This window comes from Bacillus sp. URHA0034, from assembly GCF_056280405.1.
Genome location: NZ_JBWCDK010000002.1, coordinates 4132323 through 4154441 on the forward strand (window position 1 = coordinate 4132323; position 22119 = coordinate 4154441).

Consider the following 22119-nt stretch of genomic DNA (forward strand, 5'->3'; position numbering starts at 1 on the left):
GAGAGGGTGGAAAATATGGCACAAAAGGCAAAAATGATTCTTGAAAAGGAATTTAAAGTTTCTGAGATTGATAATCGTATCTTTGGTTCTTTTATCGAACATCTGGGACGTGCAGTCTATGGCGGGATTTATCAGCCTGGTCATCCGCAGGCAGATGAAAATGGTTTTCGTCAAGATGTGTTGGAAATGGTAAAAGAGCTCCAAGTCCCTATCGTTCGTTATCCGGGTGGAAACTTTGTTTCTGGTTACAACTGGGAGGATGGTGTAGGACCTGTTGAAAATCGCCCACGCAGGCTTGATTTAGCGTGGCGCACTACTGAAACAAATGAAATTGGTACAAATGAGTTAATGAAATGGGCAAAGATGGTAAATGCGGAAGTGAATATGGCCGTTAACTTAGGAACACGCGGGATTGATGCTGCAAGAAACCTTGTAGAATATTGCAACCACCCGGGTGGTTCTTATTATAGTGACTTACGGATTTCCCACGGGTTTAAAGAGCCGCATAAAATTAAAACATGGTGCTTGGGAAATGAAATGGATGGTCCTTGGCAGATCGGTTCTAAAACCGCTGAAGAATATGGGAGAATTGCTTTGGAAGCAGCCAAGGTCATGAAGTGGGTTGACCCAACCATTGAACTTGTTGCCTGCGGGAGCTCTGGCAGAGGCATGCCAACTTTCGCAGATTGGGAAGCAACTGTTTTGGATCATACCTATGATCATGTTGAATTTATTTCGCTGCATCAATATTACGGCAATCGTGATAATGACATCTCCAACTATTTGGCTATGACTCTCGAAATGGATGACTTTATCCGTTCAGTCATATCCATAGCTGACTACATTAAAGCGAAAAAACGAGGAAAGAAGAATATCAATCTTTCTTTTGATGAATGGAATGTTTGGTACCACAGTAATGATGCGGATAAGAAAATTGAACCTTGGAGCATTGCACCTCCGCAATTGGAAGATCATTATAATTTTGAGGATGCCCTATTGGTTGGATGTATGCTGATCACGTTATTAAAGCATGCTGACCGCATAAAAATTGCTTGTCTTGCTCAATTGATAAATGTGATTGCACCTATTATGACAGAGGAAAATGGTCCAGCTTGGAAGCAGACAATTTTCTATCCATATATGCACGCATCGGTATTTGGACGCGGCGTTTCCCTGAATCCGATTATTTCAAGTCCAAAATACGATAGCAAAGATTTTACCGATGTACCTTATTTAGAATCAACTGCTGTATATAATGAAGAAAATGAACAGTTAACGATTTTTGCAGTCAACCGCCATTTAACGGAAGGCTTGGAATTAGAATGCGATATTCGTAATTTTGATGGATATGAGGTTGTGGAGCATATCGTGCTAGAAAACGATGACTTAAAACAAACCAATTCAGCTAAAGGCACACCGGTAGCTCCCCATTCAAACGGCAATGCCGCAATTGAAAATGGTTTGATATCAACTTTATTACCGAAATTATCCTGGAATGTAATCAGGTTAGCAAAACGTAAATAGTTTTTACATCAATTTCCATATCTCTTAATTAAGGGGTTATGCTATCGCTCATAGCCCAAACTGCAGTATCGAAAAGGCTAAGCTTCTTTTAAACTAACTTTCTCGTTATAGCTCATCGGAAATGAAGATATGAAGAGTAAATATAACTGGTACAAAAACTGGAGGAATACAAATGAATTACAGATTACTTGGAAAAACAGGTTTAAAAGTTTCCGAGATTGGATATGGTGCCTGGGGAATAGGGAATACCGGATGGCAGGGAGCAAACGATGAAGAATCCATAAAAGCACTAAACAAAGCAATTGATCTCGGCCTGAATTTTATTGATACGGCCTTAGGGTATGGAAACGGACATAGTGAGCGCTTGGTTGGACAAGTATTGAGAGAACGTCCGGAATCGATCTATGTATCCACCAAGATTCCTCCGAAAAATTTAAAATGGCCTGCTCCGGCAGGTATCTCAGCAGAAGAAGCTTTCCCGGCAGATCATATTATTTCCTGCACGGAAGAGAGCTTGCGCAATCTTGGTGTCGATACGATCGATGTCCAACAGTTTCACGTATGGTCTGACGAATGGGTAAATCAGGGGGAATGGCTTGAAGCAATTGAAAAGCTGAAAAAGCAGGGGAAAATTAAATATTTTGGTGTTTCCATTAATGATCATCAGCCGGAAAATGCTATCAAGCTGATTGAGACGGGCCTGGTTGATACAGTTCAAGTTATCTACAACATTTTTTGAACAAAGTCCGGAAGATAAGCTTTTCCATGCTTGTGAAAAACATAATGTCGGTGTGATTGCTCGTGTACCTCTGGATGAAGGTGGACTTACCGGCAGAATCACCCCGGAAAGTCGATTTGACGAGGGGGATTTCAGAAATCATTATTTTAAGGATGAAAGGAAACGTGAAGTTTACAACCGGGTAAATGAAATCGTAACAGATCTTAACATTTCTATCGAGGATATGGCAGAAACTTCATTAAGGTATGTTTTAAGCCACCCTGCAGTTTCAACCGTTATACCTGGGATGCGTACCATCAAAAATGTCGAAAGAAACTGTAAGGTTGGGGACGGAAAAGGGCTTTCTCAAGATTCGGCTAAGAAGCTGAAAGCTCATAGGTGGATTCGGAATTTTTATCAGGCATAATCATTGTTAACGGTTTAAAGGATCTTTACTAACAAAAAAATTTACACTCCATTTACAACGGAATATAAATTGATTCCTGCCTGTAAAAATGACAGGCAGGGAATTTTTTACAAATCATATGAAAGCCCTTTCTAAATTGGGTTCTGGGTAAGAGTGAAATTTAATTACATTCTCTATATAAAAATGGTGATAATCATGATGTCTTTATGGTTTTATGACGAATTGAAAAAGCGAAAACAAGAAGGTGAAGTATTCGATTTCCGTAAGATTTCCCATAAGCAGCTCATGGAACTGTTCTGGATTCAAGGGTGGTCGGATCGAATGATTTCCGAAATTTACGATTGTTCTGTGTCTAATGTAGTTCACAAAAGAAACCGTAAGAATATTACATATAAAAATATCTCGGTACAGTTATCGGAAAGACTTGAATTATCACATCAAGCTGAACGAGTTCGTCAACTTTTCCCCCAAAAGGAATCAACTCAACAGGAAAATTAAGTGGTAACTATAAGATAGAAAAAGCAAAATTACCAAGGCGGCTAGAAGTAGATATACAATGGAAGGATTATAGAATTATATGAGTAAAACTAATTTAACTAATCCCATTATATGGGCAGATGTCCCGGATCCTGATGTAATAAGAGTCGGGTCAGTTTATTATATGATAAGTACGAGCATGCATACTATGCCGGGATGCCCAATTATGAAGTCAAAGAATTTAGTAGATTGGGAGATTATCGGATATGTATTTGATATTTTGGAAGACAACGATGCTCATAATTTGAAGGATGGAAAAGGAATTTACGGGAAAGGTTCGTGGGCTGCAAGTTTGCGTTACCATAATGGAACTTTTTATGTTTCTTTTTCAAGTAACGATATGAACCGGTTTTATATCTATCAAACAAAGGAAATAGAAAATGGACAATGGGCACGTTCAACTTTTGAAGGAGTATATCACGATCCGGCATTGCTTTTTGATGAAAAAAGGGTGTTTGTGATTTATGGCAATGGTGACATTCACATCATAGAATTGACAGAAGATGCAACAGCAATAAAACCGGGGGGCATCAACCAATTATTGTTGGTAACCGATCAAGAAGATATTGGTTTGCGATGTGAAGGATGTCACGCTTATAAGATAGACGGGGAATATTATTTATTATTTATCGAATGGCCAAAAGTAGGATACAAGCGCAGAAGGCAAATATGTTACCGAGCAAGCCAGCTTTTGGGTAAGTATGAGCGTAAAGTGATTTTTGATGATGACATGGATTACTATAATCATGGAATTGCACAAGGAGCTATTTTTGATACTCCGGAAGATGAGTGGTATGCCATGTTGTTTCAAGATCATGATGCTGTTGGCAGAATCCCTTATATACTGCCTGTCACTTGGAAGGCAGGGTGGCCCATGGTGGGGATTGACGGTAAGACACCAAAAGAATTGGAAATAAACTTACCGGCTTCTTCCAAAAAGCCGTTGGTGATCAGCGATGAGTTTGACTATACAGAAAATAAATTGGCTTTGAATTGGCAGTGGAATCATAATCCGGATAATGGTCTATGGTCATTCACAAAAAGGCCAGGCTATCTGCGTTTGGAAACGGGCCATTTAACTAACAGCATTTTGTATGCACGTAATACATTGACACAAAGAACGGAAGGATCCGACTGTACAGGAATCACGATGATGGATATTTCAAATATGAAGCCTGGTGACTACGCAGGATTGGTCGCTCTCCAGAATAGCTTTGGGACTGTGGGGATTAAGGTAGAAGTGGACGGAGTTAAATACATCTCAATGTGTGTAAATCGTGGTGATGGCAATGAAGAAGTAGTTGAAAAGATCCTATTTTTAGGAAATGAGATTTATTTAAAAATTGAGTTTAATTTTGAGGATAGTATTGATTTAGCGGAATTTTTCTATTCTGAAGACGGGGAAACCTGGAGTAAAATTGGACGCCCATTAAACATGAAGTATACATTAGATCATTTCATGGGTTACCGGATTGGTATATTTAATTATGCTGCTGCGCAAATTGGCGGATATGTAGATATTGCATATTTCCATTATCAAAGAGGCCGTTGAACTCCACGTTAGGATCTAGTGTAGTAAAATAGTGGTAATCCTAATAATTCGGAATTTTATAAAAAATCATATTGACTCATTTTTATGATTAGAGTAATATTTTAACTAGATTAAAACCATATTATAAAACACGGTTTTATAATGTAAAACAAATGTTCTTTTATATCAATAGGATATGATTAAAGAGATTCAAAGCTTGAAATGTGGTAATCTACGTCTAGAAACCCAACAAAAAAGGATTGATTTTTAATGCCAATAATTCAAGCAGTTGAAAGAGCACTGACGATTTTAGATTTATTTGATGAACATGCAACGGAATTAAAAATAACCGAAATCAGTGAGCGTATGAACCTAAATAAAAGTACTGTTCATTCATTATTGAAAACGCTTAAAAAGAACGGTTATATTGATCAGGATGGAGAGAGTGGAAAATACAAGCTGGGCATGAAGTTACTTGAAAGAGGTAATTTTGTCATAACCAACTTAGATGTTCGGAACATCGCCAAAAAATACTTACTTAATTTATCGAAAAAAACCGGTCACACCCTTCACCTTGTCATTTTAGAGGGAAAAGAAGGTCTATATATAGATAAAGTTGAGGGAACTTCAGCCAATGTTTTATATTCGCGGATTGGAAGGAGGGTGCCGATACATACCAGTGCAGTAGGAAAGCTTCTTGTCGCTTTAAGTTCCCAAGAAGAGATTGATAAAATGATGGATGGCTATGTATTTGATCAAAGGACACCTAGAACGATTACAAATAAAACTGATTTTTTAAATGAATTGGCTGAAATAAAAATAAATGGATTTGCTATGGACCGCGAAGAGAATGAGCCTGGTATTTGCTGTCTCGCATTCCCAATTCGTAACCATACAGGCAATGCTATAGCTGCTTTTAGTGTTTCGATGCCTACTCCTCGGTTAAATGATGAGGAAATGGAACGAATTATACCATTGATGCTTGAAACTGGCGAAGAAATATCTCAAAAAATGGGTTATGTGTCAAGAACTCCTTATTATTAATAATGGGGTTTTCATATGAAAACATTATAGAACTGAGTTTTATAATGTAAAACTAATTAGAGGTGATTGTATGCGTATTATACGATTCTTGGAAGAAAACGGGTTAACGAGATTAGCTGCTATTACGGACGAGAACTTACTTTACGAATTGCCATTTGAAAACATCCTTGAACTAAGGCAGGAAGCACAACAAAGAAAAGCATCGATGGTTGAAATCATTCAGCAAGCTATCCAAGATACTTTGCCTAAGAAGGAAGAGATAGAACAGCTTAAATTACTCGTACCAATTGAAGCACAAGAGGTTTGGGCTGCTGGGGTCACTTATCTTAGAAGCAGGGAAGAACGAAACTATGAAGCTACCGGTGGAAAACATACCGAGCCAACCATCTATGATAAAGTTTATGAGGCAAAAAGACCGGAAATTTTCTTTAAATCTACTAAAGATAGAACAAGAGGAACAGGCGATTCCCTCTGTTTAAGAACGGATTCAAACTGGCAGGTTCCCGAACCGGAACTAGCTCTTGTCTTGGATGAGAATGGGCAGATTTTTGGGTTCACAATTGGAAATGATTTAAGCTGCCGGGATATTGAAGGTGAAAATCCACTCTACTTACCTCAAGCTAAGATATGGAAAAATTCGTGCTCGATTGGTCCTGCTATTCGTTTAGCAGAAACAGTTGAAGATTTTTATAGCTTCCAGATTACCTGTCGAATCTATCGAAATCAGGAAAAAGTATTTGAAGAAACGGCCCATACGCGTGATTTGCGAAGAACATATGAAGAATTATGCTCCTATCTAATAAAAGACAATATCGTGTTTAATGGGACTGTCCTTTTAACGGGAACAAGCATTGTTCCCCCAGAAAGTTATACATTACAAGACGGTGATCTTATTGAAATAGAAATTCCGGGGATAGGTACATTGGTTAATCCAGTAAAAGAACAAGCAGTAAAAATAGTTGAAACAATTTAGTTGAAAAGATAAGAAAAGAAAGGAAATGGTAGCTATGACAGTTCAAACTGAAGTAAAAACGTATGGGAATTTTATCGGCGGAGAATGGGTGCCAGCATCTACTAATTTAGTTGAAAAGAGTTATAGTCCGGCACACCGGAATGAAATAGTTGGGTACGTTCAAAGTTCATCTGCTAGTGATGTAGATAAAGCTGTTGCTGCTGCTCAAGATGCAACTGCAGCATGGCGGAATTTATCTGGTGCACAAAGAGGAGACTTACTTTTTAAAATTGCTGATATGATGGAGAAGCGCCTGGATGAAATTGCTGAAACTCTTACAAGAGAAATGGGAAAAACCTTTCCAGAAGCAAAGGGAGAAACTTTACGTGGTATCGCTATTCTAAAGTATTATGCCGGGGAAGGGCTGCGGAAAACCGGTGATGTCATTCCAGCCTCTGATAGCAAGGCGTTAATGTATACAACCCGTGTTCCCTTAGGTGTTGTGGGGATTATCACACCATGGAATTTTCCTGTTGCCATCCCTTTATGGAAAATGGCACCGGCATTAATTTATGGGAATACAGTTGTGATCAAGCCTGCACAGGAGGCTTCCGTTACGTGTGCTAAAGTAATCGAATGCATGGAGCAAGCCGGCTTGCCTGCAGGGGTAGTCAATATGGTGACGGGGAAAGGTTCAGTTGTTGGACAGCGCATCATTGATCATCCTCAAATAAACGGAATCTCCTTTACAGGTTCCAATTCGACCGGTAAAAGAGTGGCATTTGGGGCCATTGAACGGGGCGCAAAATATCAATTGGAAATGGGCGGGAAAAATCCGATTATTATTGCAGATGATGCCTACCTTGAGGAGGCAGTGGAAGCCACTATAAGCGGGGGACTAAGATCCACGGGTCAAAAATGTACCGCAACTAGCCGGGTCATTGTACAAGAAGGAATCTATGAAGAATTCAAAAATAGATTAGTTGAGAGAACAAGAGAATTAAAGGTTGGCGATGGCCTTGAGGAAGGGACCTGGATGGGACCTTGTGTGAATGAATCCCAGTTAAACACTGTACTTTCCTATATTGAAAAAGGAAAAGAAGAAGGCGCAACTGTTTTACTTGGTGGTAATAGGCCATCAGCAATTGAGCTGAAGGATGGGTATTATGTTGAACCGACTATTTTTGGCGATGTTCAATCAGACATGACAATTGGCCAAGAAGAAATTTTTGGACCGGTGTTAGCCTTAATAAAAGTTAAAACAATTGAGGAAGCAATCGAATTAGCAAATGACATTCCATATGGCTTAAGTGCATCAATATTCACGAAAAACATTGGGAAGGCATTTCAATTTATCGAGGCAAGTGAGGCAGGGCTTGTTCGTGTAAATTATGAAACAGCAGGAGTTGAATTACAAGCTCCATTTGGCGGTATGAAAGCATCCAGTTCCGGCGCACGCGAACAAGGAACGGCTGCGATTGAGTTTTACACCTCCATTAAAACAGTATTTGTAAAGCCTTAATAGCACAAAAGTATTCTGAAAGGGGACTATATGTAAGTGGAGAGTATCCATATAGTGTATGGTTCCCTTTTATAATTGTAAAGTTAGATAAAGGGTTCTAGTGTATGAAAGAAAATTGTTGCGGAGCAGGAGGCTTATATATGTCCAGAGATTTAGATGATAAAAAGCCAAGAATAAACAATCCAATTAACCCTTATAGGGAAAATGTGCAAGGGAAGGCAAATGAACCGATTACAGTAGCAGGACTATTGGATAGGGCCAAAAAGGTTTTAGGAGACTCTTATCGAGGTCCAAAATCTGATTGGACATTAGGGGAAATATATAACCGTTTAGAAGAGAATGCACCTCGTATCGCAATCATTGGTGGTTCTGCCGACCATCCTGCTCATATACTAGATTTAGAAACAGTATCCCGGGCAGCATTAAGAATATGGGAAGAAGGCGGGGTTCCGTTTTATTTTAGTACACCAGTGATGTGTGACGGTACAGCCCAAAGTAATATGGGGATGTCTTATTCACTGCAAAGTCGTAATGCCATTGCTGAAATTGTCGTGAATCAAATGGAAGCGCATTCCTATCATGGGGCATTCGTTATCCAAGGATGTGATAAGCAGCCTTTAGGTGTATTAAGTGGTTTAGCTTTATTGGATCGAGTCCGGCGCTACCGGGGGGAAGCCCCAGTATTTGCAACGTTTGCACCTTCTCACGTTTTAAAGGGAGGGGAAATTCCGCAGGATTTACAAGTAGAATTAAAAGAAATTGCTGAAAGAGCATCATTAATGGGTGAACAGAATATTGCCGATGATCTTAATGATGCATTAAGTTTTATCTTACAATGTACATCGAATACACAATTTCAAGGAGTTCTTGCTCGAGCTGTTGAAAAAGGGATCATAACCCACGAGCAGCATAAGAATTATGAAAAGAGGCTTGCGATTAATACATGTGACTCAGCAGGGGGAATATGTGCCTTCCATGGAACGGGAAATAGTTCTAGAGATTTGATGGCAGGTTTTGGCTTAGTTCATCCCAAACTGGAATTGTTAACAGAACCACCTACTTCCGAACAACTAAAGCCAGCCATTGAATCCTTATTTTCGATAACCAATCGCCCAGAGTGCAGTGTGGCTGAGTTGGTCGGTGCTAATATAGCCAATGCGATCCGGATCCATAGCTCTGGCGGCGGTTCCACTAACCTAATGATGCACATTGTTGGGGCAATGGTTTATGGGGGATATGACTTTAGTCTTTGGGATATCGAGAAAATTCATCAATCGTATCCGATACCAGATTTATTCCATTACAGCCTTACAGAAGGCAGAGATATCTTCGTACTAGCAGAGCAATGCTGTTCTGGTCAGATTAGAGGAATGGAAACTCTTTTTTATGAATTAATTCGGAATGGAGTTCCGATGGATGTTGATGCCTTAACAGTCACTGGGCAAACTTGGAAGGAAAGGCTGAGTAATACGGAAGGACTAAGTGCGGATGGAGTTAAGGAAAATCCAATTATCCAAAGTAAGCCACTTAGAAAGTTCAGCGGAGTCGATGTGTTACGGGGGAACTTTTTTGAGAGCGCTGTTGTCAAAATTAGTGGGATGACAACCTATCAATTAGATCAATTTGATGATAAAGTTTCGTTTGTTCTTTATTTTGAAAATGAGGAAGAGGCAAATAATCAATTATTAAATGACCAATTATTGGATGAACTAAGAGACCAGTATGCATTTACGCAAGAACACTTGCTGCAAATGTGGAAACATAATCATCCAGATAGTTATGCAGAAGCAGATGCCTTATCCTATCAGCAATTATTTAATCGTATGGTAAAGGATCAAAGTTTGAAGCTTACCATTATTATCGCTGGTCAAGGCCCTGAGGCATTTGGAATGCCTGAGATGTTCAATCCGATGCAGCATATTAATGCAAATCGCCAACTCAAACGTTTAGCTACTCTGATTAGTGATGGCCGCTATTCTGGAGTTACTTACGGGGCAGCAATAGGCCACATGACTCCTGAAGCCTATAATGGCGGAGGGGTGTTATACCTTAAACAAGGAGACTTATTACACTTACGTTTCCGCGCAAAACGGATTGAATTACTTGATGCTGAGAGTTTTACAAATGGTGAAATTAGACCATACTTAGGGGACCTCCGGTTCGATAGGGGCACACTTGGAGAACAAAGGAAAGAAACCATGAAGGGGAGACAAAGAATGATCGCAGCATCTAACCGTCTCGTTGGATGTACAAGTGCAGTTGAAGGAGTTGTACCTTTAGCAGTTAAGATGGATGCGGTCATTCCATTTTCACCAAAACAAGTTATATGTAAAAATTAATCTCTTGTTCTTTGGAACTTATCATCAATAGAAGCTGTTGTTTATTGTGTACCTCTCCGTCATATGAAACGTATAAGAGTTTTCTTTCCACAGGCCGCTCTAGTAAAGTAGAAAGCAGCGGAAAATCTACTGAAGTATCTATAACGATAATCATGCGTCACCATAATCGGTGGCGTTTTATTTTTTTTTATTTGTACTAGGACCTATCAAATTATGAATTATTGAGTAATGTTCGAGCAGTAAAAGTGAGGTGATATATCAATAATGGAAGATCTTCTATTTTCATTTTACAAATTTTCAGAATCTTGTTGACTATAACATTTATTGGTGTTAAATTAATGTTACCGGTAACAAAATACGCAATGTTATTACTATACAAAACGTTTTTTTTTGAAGAGGAGGTAATGAAAATGAGAACAATTGTATGTGAACAACCTAATGTTTTTAAATTGACCAATGAAGATATTCCACTTCCAAAACTAGGTGAAGCGATTGTCGCAATTAAAAGAGTTGGGATATGCGGAACCGACATGCATGCATTTAAAGGAAATCAACCTTTTTTTAATTATCCCAGGGTGCTTGGTCATGAATTGGCTGGAACGATTGAATGGATTGGCGAAAATTCAACAGGATTAAAAAAAGGAGAGCAGGTTTCCATTATCCCGTATATGCATTGCGGTGAGTGTATTGCTTGCCGGCAAGGAAAAACAAACTGTTGCACTCAAATGAGAGTTTTGGGAGTACATATTGACGGTGGGATGCGTGAAAAAATCTCTGTGCCAATTGATCATCTAATGAAGACAGAAGGTTTGTCATTGGATCAGACCGCTGTCATTGAACCTTTAAGTATCGGTGCCCATGCGGTCAGACGGGCAGGAATTCAAAAGGGAGAATTTGTACTGGTAATTGGTGCGGGCCCGATTGGTTTGGGGATTATGGCATTCGCACAACAAGAGGGTGGCAGGGTAATTGCTATGGATATTAATGAAGAAAGATTGGAGTTTTGTCAGCAGTGGACAAAAGCAGAATTTACCATTAATGCTTTAGAGAATCCACAGGAAACCTTAAAGGTTATAACAAGTGGAGATATGCCAACAATTGTATTTGATGCAACCGGAAATCGAAAATCAATGGAAGAGTCCTTCCGTTATCCGGCAAATGGAGGGAAACTCATTTTCGTGGGATTGGTAAAATCGGAAATTGTCTTTTCAGACCCTGATTTTCACTCTAAAGAATTGACATTAATGTCAAGCAGGAATGCTAATAAAGAAGACTTTAATCATGTAATAAAATCCATTCAGAGCGGGAAAATTGATGTAAACACCTATATTACACATCGTTCCGATTTTGAACAGATGACTGGCATATTTGAAGAATGGCTGAAACCTGAATCGAACGTTGTGAAAGCAATGGTAGAATTATAAACAAAAATATATTTAATCAAAAGATATATTCATATATGTAAAGTCTAGTATGAAAGGAATCGGACCGATGCGAATTGATTCTCACCAGCATTATTGGAAAATAACCCGTAATGACTATGGCTGGATTACTCCGGAATTGCCTGTGCTATATCGTGATTTTCTGGAGAAAGACTTAAGACCACTACTGGAAAAAAACAAAATTGACAAAACCATTGTTGTTCAGGCAGCCCCATCAATAGAAGAAACAGAATTTATCCTCTCGCTTGGTAACGAATCGGAGACCATTGCCGGTGTTGTTGGATGGGTTGATATCGAAGATTCTGAATATAAAGAGAGGCTCGAAAATTTTCGGAAACACCAAAAATTCGTTGGGATAAGGATCATGATACAAGATATGCCAGATGAGAGGGTCATTTTAAAACCCCATTATTTGCAGGCATTTTCTTATTTTGAGAAAATGGACATTCCTGTTGATCTTCTGGTTCGGTCCGATCAGCTTTCAGTGGTAGTCGAACTACTAAAACATGTTTCCTTAAGGGCAGTTATCGACCATATCGCCAAGCCGGACATTAAATCAGGGAAAATAGAGCCATGGAAAAGTCAAATGAAACAGATTGCGCAACATCCCAAAATTTATTGCAAGTTATCCGGAATGGTTACGGAAGCCGATCATCACAATTGGGAAAAGGAAGAATTTATTCCCTATGTGAGGCATATTGTGAATGAATTTGGCGTTAACCGGGTCATGTTTGGGAGTGATTGGCCTGTTTGTTTACTTTCTGCAAGCTATGATGATGTATATAATCTTTTAAAAGAAACACTTCCACAAAATCTGACGAAAGTTGAGGAAGAAGGGATTTTTGGCGGTAATGCATTAGAGTTTTATAAATTAAACATCTACAGCCAGTAATTTAATAGATTATAAGGAATGGGGGAAATATATGAAATACAGAAAGCTTGGACAAACAGGATTGGAGGCATCGATTCTTAGTTTCGGGGCCTCTTCACTTGGATCGGTATTTCGGGATATTGATGAAAACGAAGGAATTAAAACAGTTCATACAGCCATTGATCATGGGATTAACTTAATCGATGTATCGCCTTATTATGGACTAACGAAGGCTGAAACTGTTCTTGGGAAAGCAATCAGTGAAATACCAAGGGACAAATTTATTTTATCAACAAAAGCTGGACGATACGGAGAAAACCAATTCGATTTTTCAAAACCTCGAATTATCGCAAGTATAGATGAGAGTTTAACAAGATTAAAAACAGATTATGTGGATATACTGCTGCTGCATGATATTGAGTTTGGGTCATTGGATCAAATCATGGAAGAAGGAATACCTGCTTTACAACAATTAAAAAAACAAGGGAAAATCAGGTTCTTTGGTGTATCTGGACTTCCGTTGACCATTTTTGAACAGGTTCTTAGTCAGACAGAACTAGATGTTATTTTATCGTATTGCCATTATTCTTTAAATGATACTTCGCTACTGTCACTCGTTCCTCTTCTGGAAGAGAAAAGGACTGGATTAATAAATGCCTCTCCTTTATCAATGGGGTTATTAACTTCGAGACCTGTTGCTGATTGGCACCCTGCTAGTAAGGAAATTCGCATGATTTGTAATCAGGCTGCCGAGTTTTGTAAGGAAAATGGAACAGAGTTATCTAAATTAGCTATCCAATTCTCCATCCAAAACGAGACAATCCCAACTACTTTGGTAAGTACGGCAAGTGTCGAAAACATTAAGAAAAATATCCAGTGGACAGATGAACCGATTGATGAGGAAATGTTGAGTAGTGTTCTTGAAATATTAGAGCCTATTCATAATAAAACATGGCCTAGCGGGAACCCTGAATTTGCACAGAAAGTAATAAAATAATTCAAGAAGAAAAATAGCAAAGTATTTTCCTGTTTTTCTTCTTGAATTTTATGAATAGATAGAATATTATAAACTTAACAGTGATATCGGTAACACATTTTTATCATAATTGTTATCGATAACAATATTCGAACAAATAAATAAGGATGTGATCATGAATAGTTTAATAGAATGAATTTTTTTGAAAGCGTTTTAACTAGGGTCCTTTTTACAGAAAATTAATGTTTAAAAAACAAATGAAAACAGTAAGGAGGGATTTAAACTGAAAACGGTAACAGTAGAACAACAAACCATTTCGGTATCCAAAAAAAGAAAACTTGGAAGTAGCAAGGCATTAAAAAGCTTGCGAAAACATTGGCAGTTTTATTTACTGATTATTCCTCCCGTCCTCTATTTTATTATCTTTAAGTACATTCCCATGCTTGGAACTATTATTGCGTTTAAGGATTACAGTGTGGTTCAAGGAATCATGGGAAGTCCTTGGGCGGGGCTTAAATACTTTAAACTATTTTTTGATAACCCTGCGGCTTGGGATCTTATTAAGAATACATTGTTTATAAGTTTGTATGATATTGCAGCGTGCTTCCCATTGCCAATCATTTTGGCTATAGCACTTAATGAAATTCGTCAAGGACGGTTCAAAAAATTTGTACAGATTGTTACTTATGCTCCATATTTCATTTCTACAGTTGTATTAGTTTCCATGATTATTGTGTTGACATCACCAAGGCTTGGAATTTTTAATCACATCTTAGAAGCAATCGGGCTTCATTCTATTAATTTTATGGGAGACCCTGGTTTATTCCGTTCCATATATGTTTGGTCGGATGTTTGGCAATTAACAGGTTATTCAGCCGTAATATATCTAGCCGCTCTTTCAGGTATTGATACTTCACTTTATGAAGCGGCAAAAATAGATGGTGCATCAAGACTGCAAAAAATTATCCATGTTGATCTGCCTGGGATTATGCCGGCTATTACGATTATTTTAATTTTAACAGTTGGAAACGTTATGGGAGTTGGTTTTGAAAAAATATTTTTAATGCAAAATCCACTCAATTTAGATACATCAGAGGTGCTTTCAACCTACGTCTACAAAATGGGGCTTCTAAATGCAAATTACAGTTTTGCAGGAGCGATTGGACTTTTTAACTCTGTAGTAAACTTAATACTTCTTTTATTGGCAAATTTATTTGCGAAACGAATTTCAGGAAATAGTTTATGGTAATGATTTTGCAAGAATAGGAGGGTGAGTTTTTGGTGGTAAAAGCAAATTCAATAAAAGAGTCTTTCGGTGACAAAGTGTTCCTTACCATTGTTTATACTTTTTTAATCTTTGTAGTAGTAGTCGTTCTGTATCCATTGATATATATTCTTAGTTCATCACTTAGTAGTCCGCTAGCTGTTTCGTCTGGTAAGGTTTGGCTATGGCCGGTTGATTTTTCGTTAGAAGGTTATAAAGCTATTTTTAGCAATTCACAGGTCTTAGTTGGTTATGCTAATTCCCTATTCTATACCTTTTTTGGCACGATCGTTAGTGTCACTTTAACAGTGTTGTTTGCTTATCCGCTTTCTAGAAAATCTTTCTATGGTCGTAATGTTTTGATGATTTTTATCTTATTTACAATGTTATTTTCAGGTGGATTAATTCCCGAATATCTTGTAGTTAAAAACCTACATATGTTGGATACCCGATGGGCTTTAATCATTCCAAAGGCTATTGCTGTTTGGCAGGTAATTATTGCTGTAACCTTTTTTAGGACAAGTATTCCTGAAGAAATCGTGGAAGCAAGCGAGATGGATGGTTGCAGCGACCTAAGATTTTTATGGTCAGTTGTTCTGCCGCTGTCAAAACCTATTATTGCAGTATTAGTTTTAATGTATGCGATTTTTCAATGGAATTCTTATTTTGATGCCATGCTTTATTTGAAATCTGAAGCATTATTCCCACTTCAGGTTGTTTTACGTAATATCCTTATTTTAAATACAACTTCATCTGGATCGATTGATGCACAAAAATTGATGGATATGAAACAACTCGCTGATTTGATGAAATATTCATTAATTGTTGTAGCCAGTCTTCCAGTTCTTATTATTTATCCATTTGTACAGCGTCACTTTATGAAAGGTGTCTTAATTGGCTCAGTAAAGGGCTAAATTTTTAAACATAAGGGGAGAGGTAGTTATGAAAAAAGCAGGTATTTTGGCAATGCTTCTATTTGTAGTACTTGCAACATTTTTAGCAGGCTGTACTGACAAAACAGAAACAACATCGTCAGGTAAATCAAAAGATGGTGAAGGGGAATTGTCTATTTTTGCTCCTCAAGGAGTAGGGAATACTAAATTAAGCACAAATTTTTTCACAAAGGAAGTAGAAAAAAAATTCAATGTTAAGATTAATTGGCAGACAACGACCTATGATGCTACATCAGCTAGTCAAAAACGCCAAATCTCCTTAGCCAGCGGTGATTATCCAGACGCTTATATGTTGGTTCCTTGGGTAGATCATTTCTCTACAAATGATTTGATGAAATATGGAAAACAGGGTGTTCTTATTCCACTAAATGACTTGATTAAAAAATATGCTCCAAATATTCAAAAAACGCTTGATACCAATAAACAATTTAGGGCAATGACGGTTTCACCTGATGGAAATATCTATGGTGTTTCACACTTGAATGAGTGTTACCATTGTACATGGCCATATAAAATGTGGATAAATAATGAATGGTTGAAAAAGTTGAATATGCCAATGCCAAAAACAACAGAAGATTTTAAAAATGTACTTGAAGCTTTTAAAAACCAGGATCCGAACAGTAACGGTAAAAAAGATGAAGTCCCGCTTAGTGGTGCAGTAGGAATCGCCGATACGAATATTATTCCATTTCTTATGAACGGGTTTATTTATGATGATGGAAAGAAAAGGTTACTATTAAAAAATGGAAAGGTGGACTTTGCGGCTAACAAGCCTGAATGGAAGCAGGGATTAGAATACATGCGTTCTTTATATAAGGATGGATTAATCGATCCAGGTGCCTTCACGCAGAATGGTGATGCCTATCAAAAACTAGGGGATAATGCTGGTGCAGAAATTCTTGGTGCTGGAACAGCCACGCATCCTGGGGAGTTTATTTCTGATCAAAAACGTTTGTATTCAGATAATTATATAGCACTCGCGCCGCTGAAAGGTCCCAATTCTGCATATGCCACTTATAATTATCCTGTTACTCCTGGAGCTGACTTTGTACTTACTAACAAAGCGTCGAAGGAAGATCAAATCGCGGCCATTAAGATCATCGACTACTTGTTTACAGCGGATGGAAATATAAAGGGACAATTTGGTAAAGAGGGTGTGGACTGGAGAAAGCCAAAAGATGGTGATGTCGCGATTGAAAAAAGTGCTAAACCGCTTTTCGCTTCGATACCTCTGAAAGACGGTGAAAAAACTCACAATAACGGATGGGGACCAATCGCAGAATTCGGTTCTTCCAGTTCTTTTAGAAATGGGCAAATCCAATCGACTCAAGTATTTACACCGGAAGGGTATGAACGCCGACTTCAGGATGCAACCCATTTGTATGAGGGTACGCAGCCAGATGATGTATTCCCAGCATGGTCCGTTTGGATGGATCCATCTGATGCAGATGAAGTAGCCATGTTAGAAACAAATATTCAAAATTATGTTAATCAGAGCCTTTTGAAGTTTGTAACAGGGGAAATGAACTTGGATACAGACTGGGATTCTTATGTTAAAGGGTTTGATAAATTAAACCTTAAACGTTATTTAAAAATAATGCAAAAAGCATATGATAAATCTGAAAAGTAGAATATGAAGAATTATTCATAATTTGAAAAAAGTAAAATACCTCGGTCCAAAAAAGGTTTAGGACAGAGGTATTTTTTTAAATTGCATTTTTTGAATGTTTTATCGCTTAAGAAGTATGTAGAAGTTACCATTATTAGTTGTCTGAAGGTATTGGATTATATTGCGAAAAGGGGGTTGCAACATGGAAGTTGTGCACTATAAAAAAGAAGTGGATCATTTGGTAATCAAATGCACAAATGGGTTGATGGAAGTCATTCCCTATACCAACTCAATTATTCGTATCCGTTATACATTGGAAAAGGAATTTGGCTTGAAGAAAAGCTTCATGGTTGAACCAAATGCGAAAGAACATGTTATTTTTTCCGTAAGCGAAACAGAAAATATAATCGTATTTTCAACGTGCAATGTACAGATTCACATTAATAAACATACAGCTGCATTTACATATACCGACTCGTCTGGGAAGCTTTTAGCAAAGGAACCGGAACGTGGTGGGAAAACACTTGTACCATTTGAAGTTGTAAAATCTATTTTTGATGAAAATACAGAGATTCGTAATTCACACAATGTAGATGGTGCTCGTGCTAAAGCCATTCCAGCGAAACATGTTGTGGATCGAACGGCTTATCATACCAGACTTGAATTCGAATGGGCAGATGATGAAGCACTCTATGGTCTTGGTTCACACGAGGAAGGTGTTTTAAATTTAAGGGGCACTTATCAATATCTTTACCAGCAAAACATGAAAGCAGTGGTTCCTGTTTTGGTCTCAACGAAAGGGTACGGAGTGGTTGTGGATAGCTATTCGTTGATGACATTTCATGATGACTTGCATGGTTCATATATATGGACGGATATAGATAGCGAGATGGACTATTACTTTATATATGGACCTGATTTTGATCAAATTGTGAGATGTTTCCGTCATCTTACAGGAAAAGTCCCTCTTTTACCAAAATGGTCATTCGGATATGTGCAATCTAAGGAAAGGTATAAATCTCAAGAAGAGCTAATCTCTATTGTTAAGGAATACAGGAGACGACAAATTCCTCTCGATTGTATAGTACTGGATTGGATGTCTTGGACAGGTGAACTGTGGGGGCAGAAATCCTTTGATCCCGAACGTTTTCCAAATCCCGAAAAAATGATGCATGATATTCACGAGCTTAATGCAAAACTGATGGTTTCCATTTGGCCGATTATGAATAACGATGGTCCAAATCATGTTGAAATGAAGCAAAAGGGTTATCTTCTAGGGAATCAGGCGACATATGATGCATTTCGCCGAGAAGCACGCAATCTGTATTGGAAACAGGCAAATGAGGGGTTGTTTTCCCATGGCATTGATGCATGGTGGTGTGACTGTACAGAACCTTTTGAGGCTGATTGGAATGGGGAAGTGAAACCTGAACCTGAAGAACGACTTCGAATCAACACAGAAGAATCAAAGAAATACTTGGACCCAGGTTATATTAATGCCTATTCGCTTCTTCATTCAAAGGGCATCTATGAAGGACAGCGGAAGACAACCGATACGAAACGGGTTGTAAACTTAACACGATCCGCTTATGCAGGCCAGCAAAAGTATGGGACGATAACTTGGTCTGGAGATGTTGCTGCCAATTGGGAAACATTGCGAAACCAAATCGCTGACGGATTAAATTTCTGTTTGACTGGCATGCCCTACTGGACAGTGGATATCGGAGGATTCTTTGTTTCCAAAAAGGAACAGTGGTTTTGGAATGGAGATTATCAAGATGGTTGTGACGATTTAGGATACCGCGAGCTTTACGTTCGATGGTTGCAATATGGTACATTTTTACCGATGTTCCGCTCCCATGGTACAGACACACCAAGAGAGGTTTGGAGATTTGGAGAGCCTGGTATGTTGTATTATGATACGCTGGTAAAATTTATCAAGCTTCGATATAGATTATTACCTTATATATATTCAGTTGCTGGTTGGGTGACTCATCAGGATTATACGATGATGCGAGCCTTGGCATTTGATTTCAGAAATGATCCAAAAACATATGATATCAAAGACCAATATATGTTTGGGCCAGCATTCTTAGTAAATCCCATAACAGAAGCAATGTATTACAAAAGCGGTTCGGTTAAGATTGAAGGTGTTGCGAAAAAACGTCTTGTATATTTGCCTTTTGGTTCAGATTGGTATGATTTCTGGACAGACCAATGGATGAGCGGCGGTCAAACAATTGAGGCTTCAGCAGAACTTGAAACAATGCCTTTATATGTACGTGCCGGGTCAATTATTCCTATTGGCCCAGATATCCAATACAGTTCAGAAGAATCAACAGAACCTGTAGAATTCAGAGTTTATAAGGGGCAAGACGGAAGTTTTATGTTGTATGAAGATGAAGGTGATAATTACAACTATTTAAAGGGGGAATTTGCAACAATAATTATTCGCTGGGAAGACGAAAAAAATCGACTTGTAATAGATGAACGTCAAGGAGCTTATTCCAAAATGAAGAGTTCCATGGAATTATTGATCACCGTTATTACCGGTAGAGCGGCTTTCACTTCAAGAACTCAAAAGAGAATTATTTATAACGGAAAACAGATGATCATTAACTTTTAATATAAGACTAAAAGGTTTTAAAGTTATAGGAATAAAAACGTTACTGCACAGATAGCAAAAGGGGAGTTTGAACCTACTTTTGAACCTTAGTCAAGTAATCTGGGACCTCTGTCAAGGACACATGAAAAAAACGATAAGATACTAAAAAGGTGATCCCTATTCTGAAATAGGGGTCATCTTTCTTTATTTCCATTGATAACCATAATTATAATAGTAAACCATATATTTCTATGGCGCATTTGATTTTAAACATTGCTCATTGTATTCCCCTAGTCCCCCTTACTTTAAGAATAAAATATAAAAAATACCTATCGATGAAACACTCATTTTCAGGTGTCCTATCTATAGGTATCATATTAAACATCTTCCATTTCTTTTTCTTAACCAAAAAAGTTCCTTCGTTTGGGGAGCTAAGATTTTCTTCCTTTATCACGTTGATGGAGAGAAGAGGTTCGTAAATGTATTTCAGAGGGCAGGACAATTTTTCTTGCTTTTTCAGGTGCTGCTCCTTCAATTCGTTCGATTAATAACTGTATGCCAATATAGCCGAAATTGTATGCCTGTTGTTCTGCAACGGTTAATATTGATTCATTTTCAGTATAATTTGGTACATCATATGACACAACGGCCATTTCTTCTGGGACTTTAATATTGTGTTTGTAAAGAATTTTCATCGTATTCATTCCAATAAAGTTATTTGTTGCAAAAATAGCTGTTGGGCGTTCTTGCTCTGGTAAATTTAGAAGGTCTTGAATGGAATTTGTTACATCACTGTCCCGGAATTGGCTTTCCTTAATTAAATGGTTGTTAACTGATATTCCATGTATCTTTAACGTATCAATATAGGATTGTTGTCTTTCACGAGCAGTCGACACAACTAAAGGACCATTTATAATGGCAATTTTTTGATGCCCTTGTTTAATTAAATGCTCAATTAACCTACGGGTGGTTGCTTCATTGTCGCTTAGAACTTGATCGCAGTCTATATCAGGAATATTCCGGTCGATTAATACAAAAGGTATACCATGCTTGGTTAGTTTCTTCATATTTTTTTTAGAGTTATCATTTGCTGGAGCAATCAGTACACCATCCGACCCGGTTGAAATAAGCATATCCATATACTTGGATTCTTTTTCAAAATTCTCATCGCTATTACATAGAAGAAGCTGATATCCCATTTGCATGGCTTTATCTTCCGCCCCACGTGCAACGCTTGTGAAAAAGGGGTTGCCAATATCGGTGATCATAAGAGATAAGATTTTTGTTTTTTTCGTTATTAGATTCCTGGCAGAATTATTGGGAATATAATTTAATTCTTTAATAACGGTTTCAACTTTTTTTCGTGTTTCTTCACTGATTTTTTCTGATTTATTAATAACCCTTGAGACAGTCATAGCTGAAACATTGGCTTTCTTGGCAATATCATAAATGGTAACCATATTTACCTCCTATCCACAAAAAAATATTCTAGCTTAAATTTTAGATGATTACAGTAAATATATCAAGGAAGAAATGTTACCGGTAACAAAGTTTATTGCAGGAAGGTTCCATCCATTCGACGGGAAAATTTTAGTAGATCCTACCTTAATTAAATTACAAAATCCTTATTGTATTTATTTTTAAAAAGAAATTGACGTAAGAATGTCAGTATGTTAAATTTTTGTTATCGGTATCATTTTTGAATCTTATGATTTTTACAACAATTAATTATATTCATTGAGAGAATAAAAATAGGTACAAGTTGCTTTTCGTACCTTATTCAGAAACGAATAGATTAGGAGAAT

Annotated in this window: 17 protein-coding genes; 16 read left to right on the plus strand and 1 reads right to left on the minus strand. The window is 37.8% G+C overall.

Annotation, left to right across the window (positions count from 1 at the left end):
• Nucleotides 1–15: 15 nt before the first annotated feature.
• The 16 genes from arfA to ACZ9EE_RS21890 all read left to right on the plus strand — a co-directional run bounded on the left by arfA (nucleotide 16) and on the right by ACZ9EE_RS21890 (nucleotide 20335).
• The gene (arfA, locus tag ACZ9EE_RS21815) at nucleotides 16–1524 is read left to right on the plus strand and encodes an arabinosylfuranosidase ArfA (RefSeq protein ID WP_476030494.1); all 1509 of its coding nucleotides are present in this window, start codon (nucleotides 16–18) and stop codon (nucleotides 1522–1524) included.
• Between the two features lie 172 nt (nucleotides 1525–1696).
• Nucleotides 1697–2263, plus strand: coding sequence for an aldo/keto reductase (locus ACZ9EE_RS21820; protein WP_476030496.1), 567 nt, complete (start codon nucleotides 1697–1699; stop codon nucleotides 2261–2263).
• On the plus strand, nucleotides 2229–2669 hold the full coding sequence (locus tag ACZ9EE_RS21825) for an aldo/keto reductase (RefSeq protein ID WP_476030498.1): 441 nt from the start codon (nucleotides 2229–2231) through the stop codon (nucleotides 2667–2669). The genes ACZ9EE_RS21820 and ACZ9EE_RS21825 overlap by 35 nt, the downstream gene beginning before the upstream one ends.
• 183 nt (nucleotides 2670–2852) lie before the next feature.
• Nucleotides 2853–3167 (plus strand): hypothetical protein, encoded by a 315-nt coding sequence (locus ACZ9EE_RS21830; protein WP_476030500.1) that lies wholly within the window; start codon nucleotides 2853–2855, stop codon nucleotides 3165–3167.
• Between the two features lie 79 nt (nucleotides 3168–3246).
• Nucleotides 3247–4758, plus strand: a complete 1512-nt coding sequence (locus ACZ9EE_RS21835; RefSeq protein ID WP_476030502.1) for a glycoside hydrolase family 43 protein — start codon at nucleotides 3247–3249, stop codon at nucleotides 4756–4758.
• Nucleotides 4759–5007: 249 nt separating this feature from the next.
• Nucleotides 5008–5781: an IclR family transcriptional regulator gene (locus tag ACZ9EE_RS21840; RefSeq protein WP_476030504.1), complete on the plus strand. Its 774-nt coding sequence runs from the start codon at nucleotides 5008–5010 to the stop codon at nucleotides 5779–5781.
• Nucleotides 5782–5851: 70 nt separating this feature from the next.
• Nucleotides 5852–6754 (plus strand): fumarylacetoacetate hydrolase family protein, encoded by a 903-nt coding sequence (locus ACZ9EE_RS21845; protein WP_476030505.1) that lies wholly within the window; start codon nucleotides 5852–5854, stop codon nucleotides 6752–6754.
• A gap of 34 nt (nucleotides 6755–6788) precedes the next feature.
• Nucleotides 6789–8255, plus strand: a complete 1467-nt coding sequence (gene gucD, locus ACZ9EE_RS21850) for an alpha-ketoglutaric semialdehyde dehydrogenase GucD (protein ID WP_476030507.1) — start codon at nucleotides 6789–6791, stop codon at nucleotides 8253–8255.
• A gap of 140 nt (nucleotides 8256–8395) precedes the next feature.
• Complete coding sequence (locus tag ACZ9EE_RS21855) at nucleotides 8396–10594, plus strand: dihydroxy-acid dehydratase domain-containing protein (protein WP_476030509.1); 2199 nt, start codon at nucleotides 8396–8398, stop codon at nucleotides 10592–10594.
• Between the two features lie 410 nt (nucleotides 10595–11004).
• Entirely contained in the window at nucleotides 11005–12018 is a 1014-nt protein-coding gene (locus ACZ9EE_RS21860) for a zinc-binding alcohol dehydrogenase family protein (protein WP_476030511.1), read from the plus strand.
• Between the two features lie 49 nt (nucleotides 12019–12067).
• Complete coding sequence (locus tag ACZ9EE_RS21865; protein ID WP_476030513.1) at nucleotides 12068–12928, plus strand: amidohydrolase family protein; 861 nt, start codon at nucleotides 12068–12070, stop codon at nucleotides 12926–12928.
• A 31-nt stretch (nucleotides 12929–12959) separates the two neighbouring features.
• Nucleotides 12960–13904 carry an aldo/keto reductase gene (locus tag ACZ9EE_RS21870; RefSeq protein ID WP_476030516.1) on the plus strand — a complete coding sequence of 315 codons (945 nt, stop codon included), beginning with the start codon at nucleotides 12960–12962 and terminating at the stop codon, nucleotides 13902–13904.
• A 292-nt stretch (nucleotides 13905–14196) separates the two neighbouring features.
• Nucleotides 14197–15132, plus strand: coding sequence for an ABC transporter permease (locus ACZ9EE_RS21875; RefSeq protein WP_476033050.1), 936 nt, complete (start codon nucleotides 14197–14199; stop codon nucleotides 15130–15132).
• Nucleotides 15133–15161: 29 nt separating this feature from the next.
• Nucleotides 15162–16061: a carbohydrate ABC transporter permease gene (locus tag ACZ9EE_RS21880; protein ID WP_476030518.1), complete on the plus strand. Its 900-nt coding sequence runs from the start codon at nucleotides 15162–15164 to the stop codon at nucleotides 16059–16061.
• A 28-nt stretch (nucleotides 16062–16089) separates the two neighbouring features.
• On the plus strand, nucleotides 16090–17730 hold the full coding sequence (locus ACZ9EE_RS21885) for an extracellular solute-binding protein (RefSeq protein ID WP_476030520.1): 1641 nt from the start codon (nucleotides 16090–16092) through the stop codon (nucleotides 17728–17730).
• Between the two features lie 181 nt (nucleotides 17731–17911).
• On the plus strand, nucleotides 17912–20335 hold the full coding sequence (locus ACZ9EE_RS21890) for a glycoside hydrolase family 31 protein (RefSeq protein ID WP_476030522.1): 2424 nt from the start codon (nucleotides 17912–17914) through the stop codon (nucleotides 20333–20335).
• Between the two features lie 410 nt (nucleotides 20336–20745).
• Here the strand turns inward: ACZ9EE_RS21890 and ACZ9EE_RS21895 are convergent, their stop codons facing one another.
• On the minus strand, nucleotides 20746–21774 hold the full coding sequence (locus ACZ9EE_RS21895) for a LacI family DNA-binding transcriptional regulator (RefSeq protein ID WP_476030524.1): 1029 nt from the start codon (nucleotides 21772–21774) through the stop codon (nucleotides 20746–20748).
• Between the last annotated feature and the right edge of the window lie 345 nt (nucleotides 21775–22119).

Excerpts from the sequence above, each read along its gene's own strand:
- ACZ9EE_RS21860 (WP_476030511.1), top strand. The coding sequence starts at position 11,005 with ATGAGAACAATTGTATGTGAACAACCTAATGTTTTTAAATTGACCAAT.
- ACZ9EE_RS21840 (WP_476030504.1), top strand. The coding sequence starts at position 5,008 with ATGCCAATAATTCAAGCAGTTGAAAGAGCACTGACGATTTTAGATTTA.
- ACZ9EE_RS21830 (WP_476030500.1), top strand. The coding sequence starts at position 2,853 with ATGGTGATAATCATGATGTCTTTATGGTTTTATGACGAATTGAAAAAG.
- ACZ9EE_RS21845 (WP_476030505.1), top strand. The coding sequence starts at position 5,852 with ATGCGTATTATACGATTCTTGGAAGAAAACGGGTTAACGAGATTAGCT.
- ACZ9EE_RS21895 (WP_476030524.1), bottom strand. The coding sequence starts at position 21,774 with ATGGTTACCATTTATGATATTGCCAAGAAAGCCAATGTTTCAGCTATG.
- ACZ9EE_RS21865 (WP_476030513.1), top strand. The coding sequence starts at position 12,068 with ATGAAAGGAATCGGACCGATGCGAATTGATTCTCACCAGCATTATTGG.
- ACZ9EE_RS21890 (WP_476030522.1), top strand. The coding sequence starts at position 17,912 with ATGGAAGTTGTGCACTATAAAAAAGAAGTGGATCATTTGGTAATCAAA.
- ACZ9EE_RS21885 (WP_476030520.1), top strand. The coding sequence starts at position 16,090 with ATGAAAAAAGCAGGTATTTTGGCAATGCTTCTATTTGTAGTACTTGCA.
- gucD (WP_476030507.1), top strand. The coding sequence starts at position 6,789 with ATGACAGTTCAAACTGAAGTAAAAACGTATGGGAATTTTATCGGCGGA.
- ACZ9EE_RS21835 (WP_476030502.1), top strand. The coding sequence starts at position 3,247 with ATGAGTAAAACTAATTTAACTAATCCCATTATATGGGCAGATGTCCCG.
- ACZ9EE_RS21855 (WP_476030509.1), top strand. The coding sequence starts at position 8,396 with ATGTCCAGAGATTTAGATGATAAAAAGCCAAGAATAAACAATCCAATT.
- arfA (WP_476030494.1), top strand. The coding sequence starts at position 16 with ATGGCACAAAAGGCAAAAATGATTCTTGAAAAGGAATTTAAAGTTTCT.
- ACZ9EE_RS21870 (WP_476030516.1), top strand. The coding sequence starts at position 12,960 with ATGAAATACAGAAAGCTTGGACAAACAGGATTGGAGGCATCGATTCTT.
- ACZ9EE_RS21820 (WP_476030496.1), top strand. The coding sequence starts at position 1,697 with ATGAATTACAGATTACTTGGAAAAACAGGTTTAAAAGTTTCCGAGATT.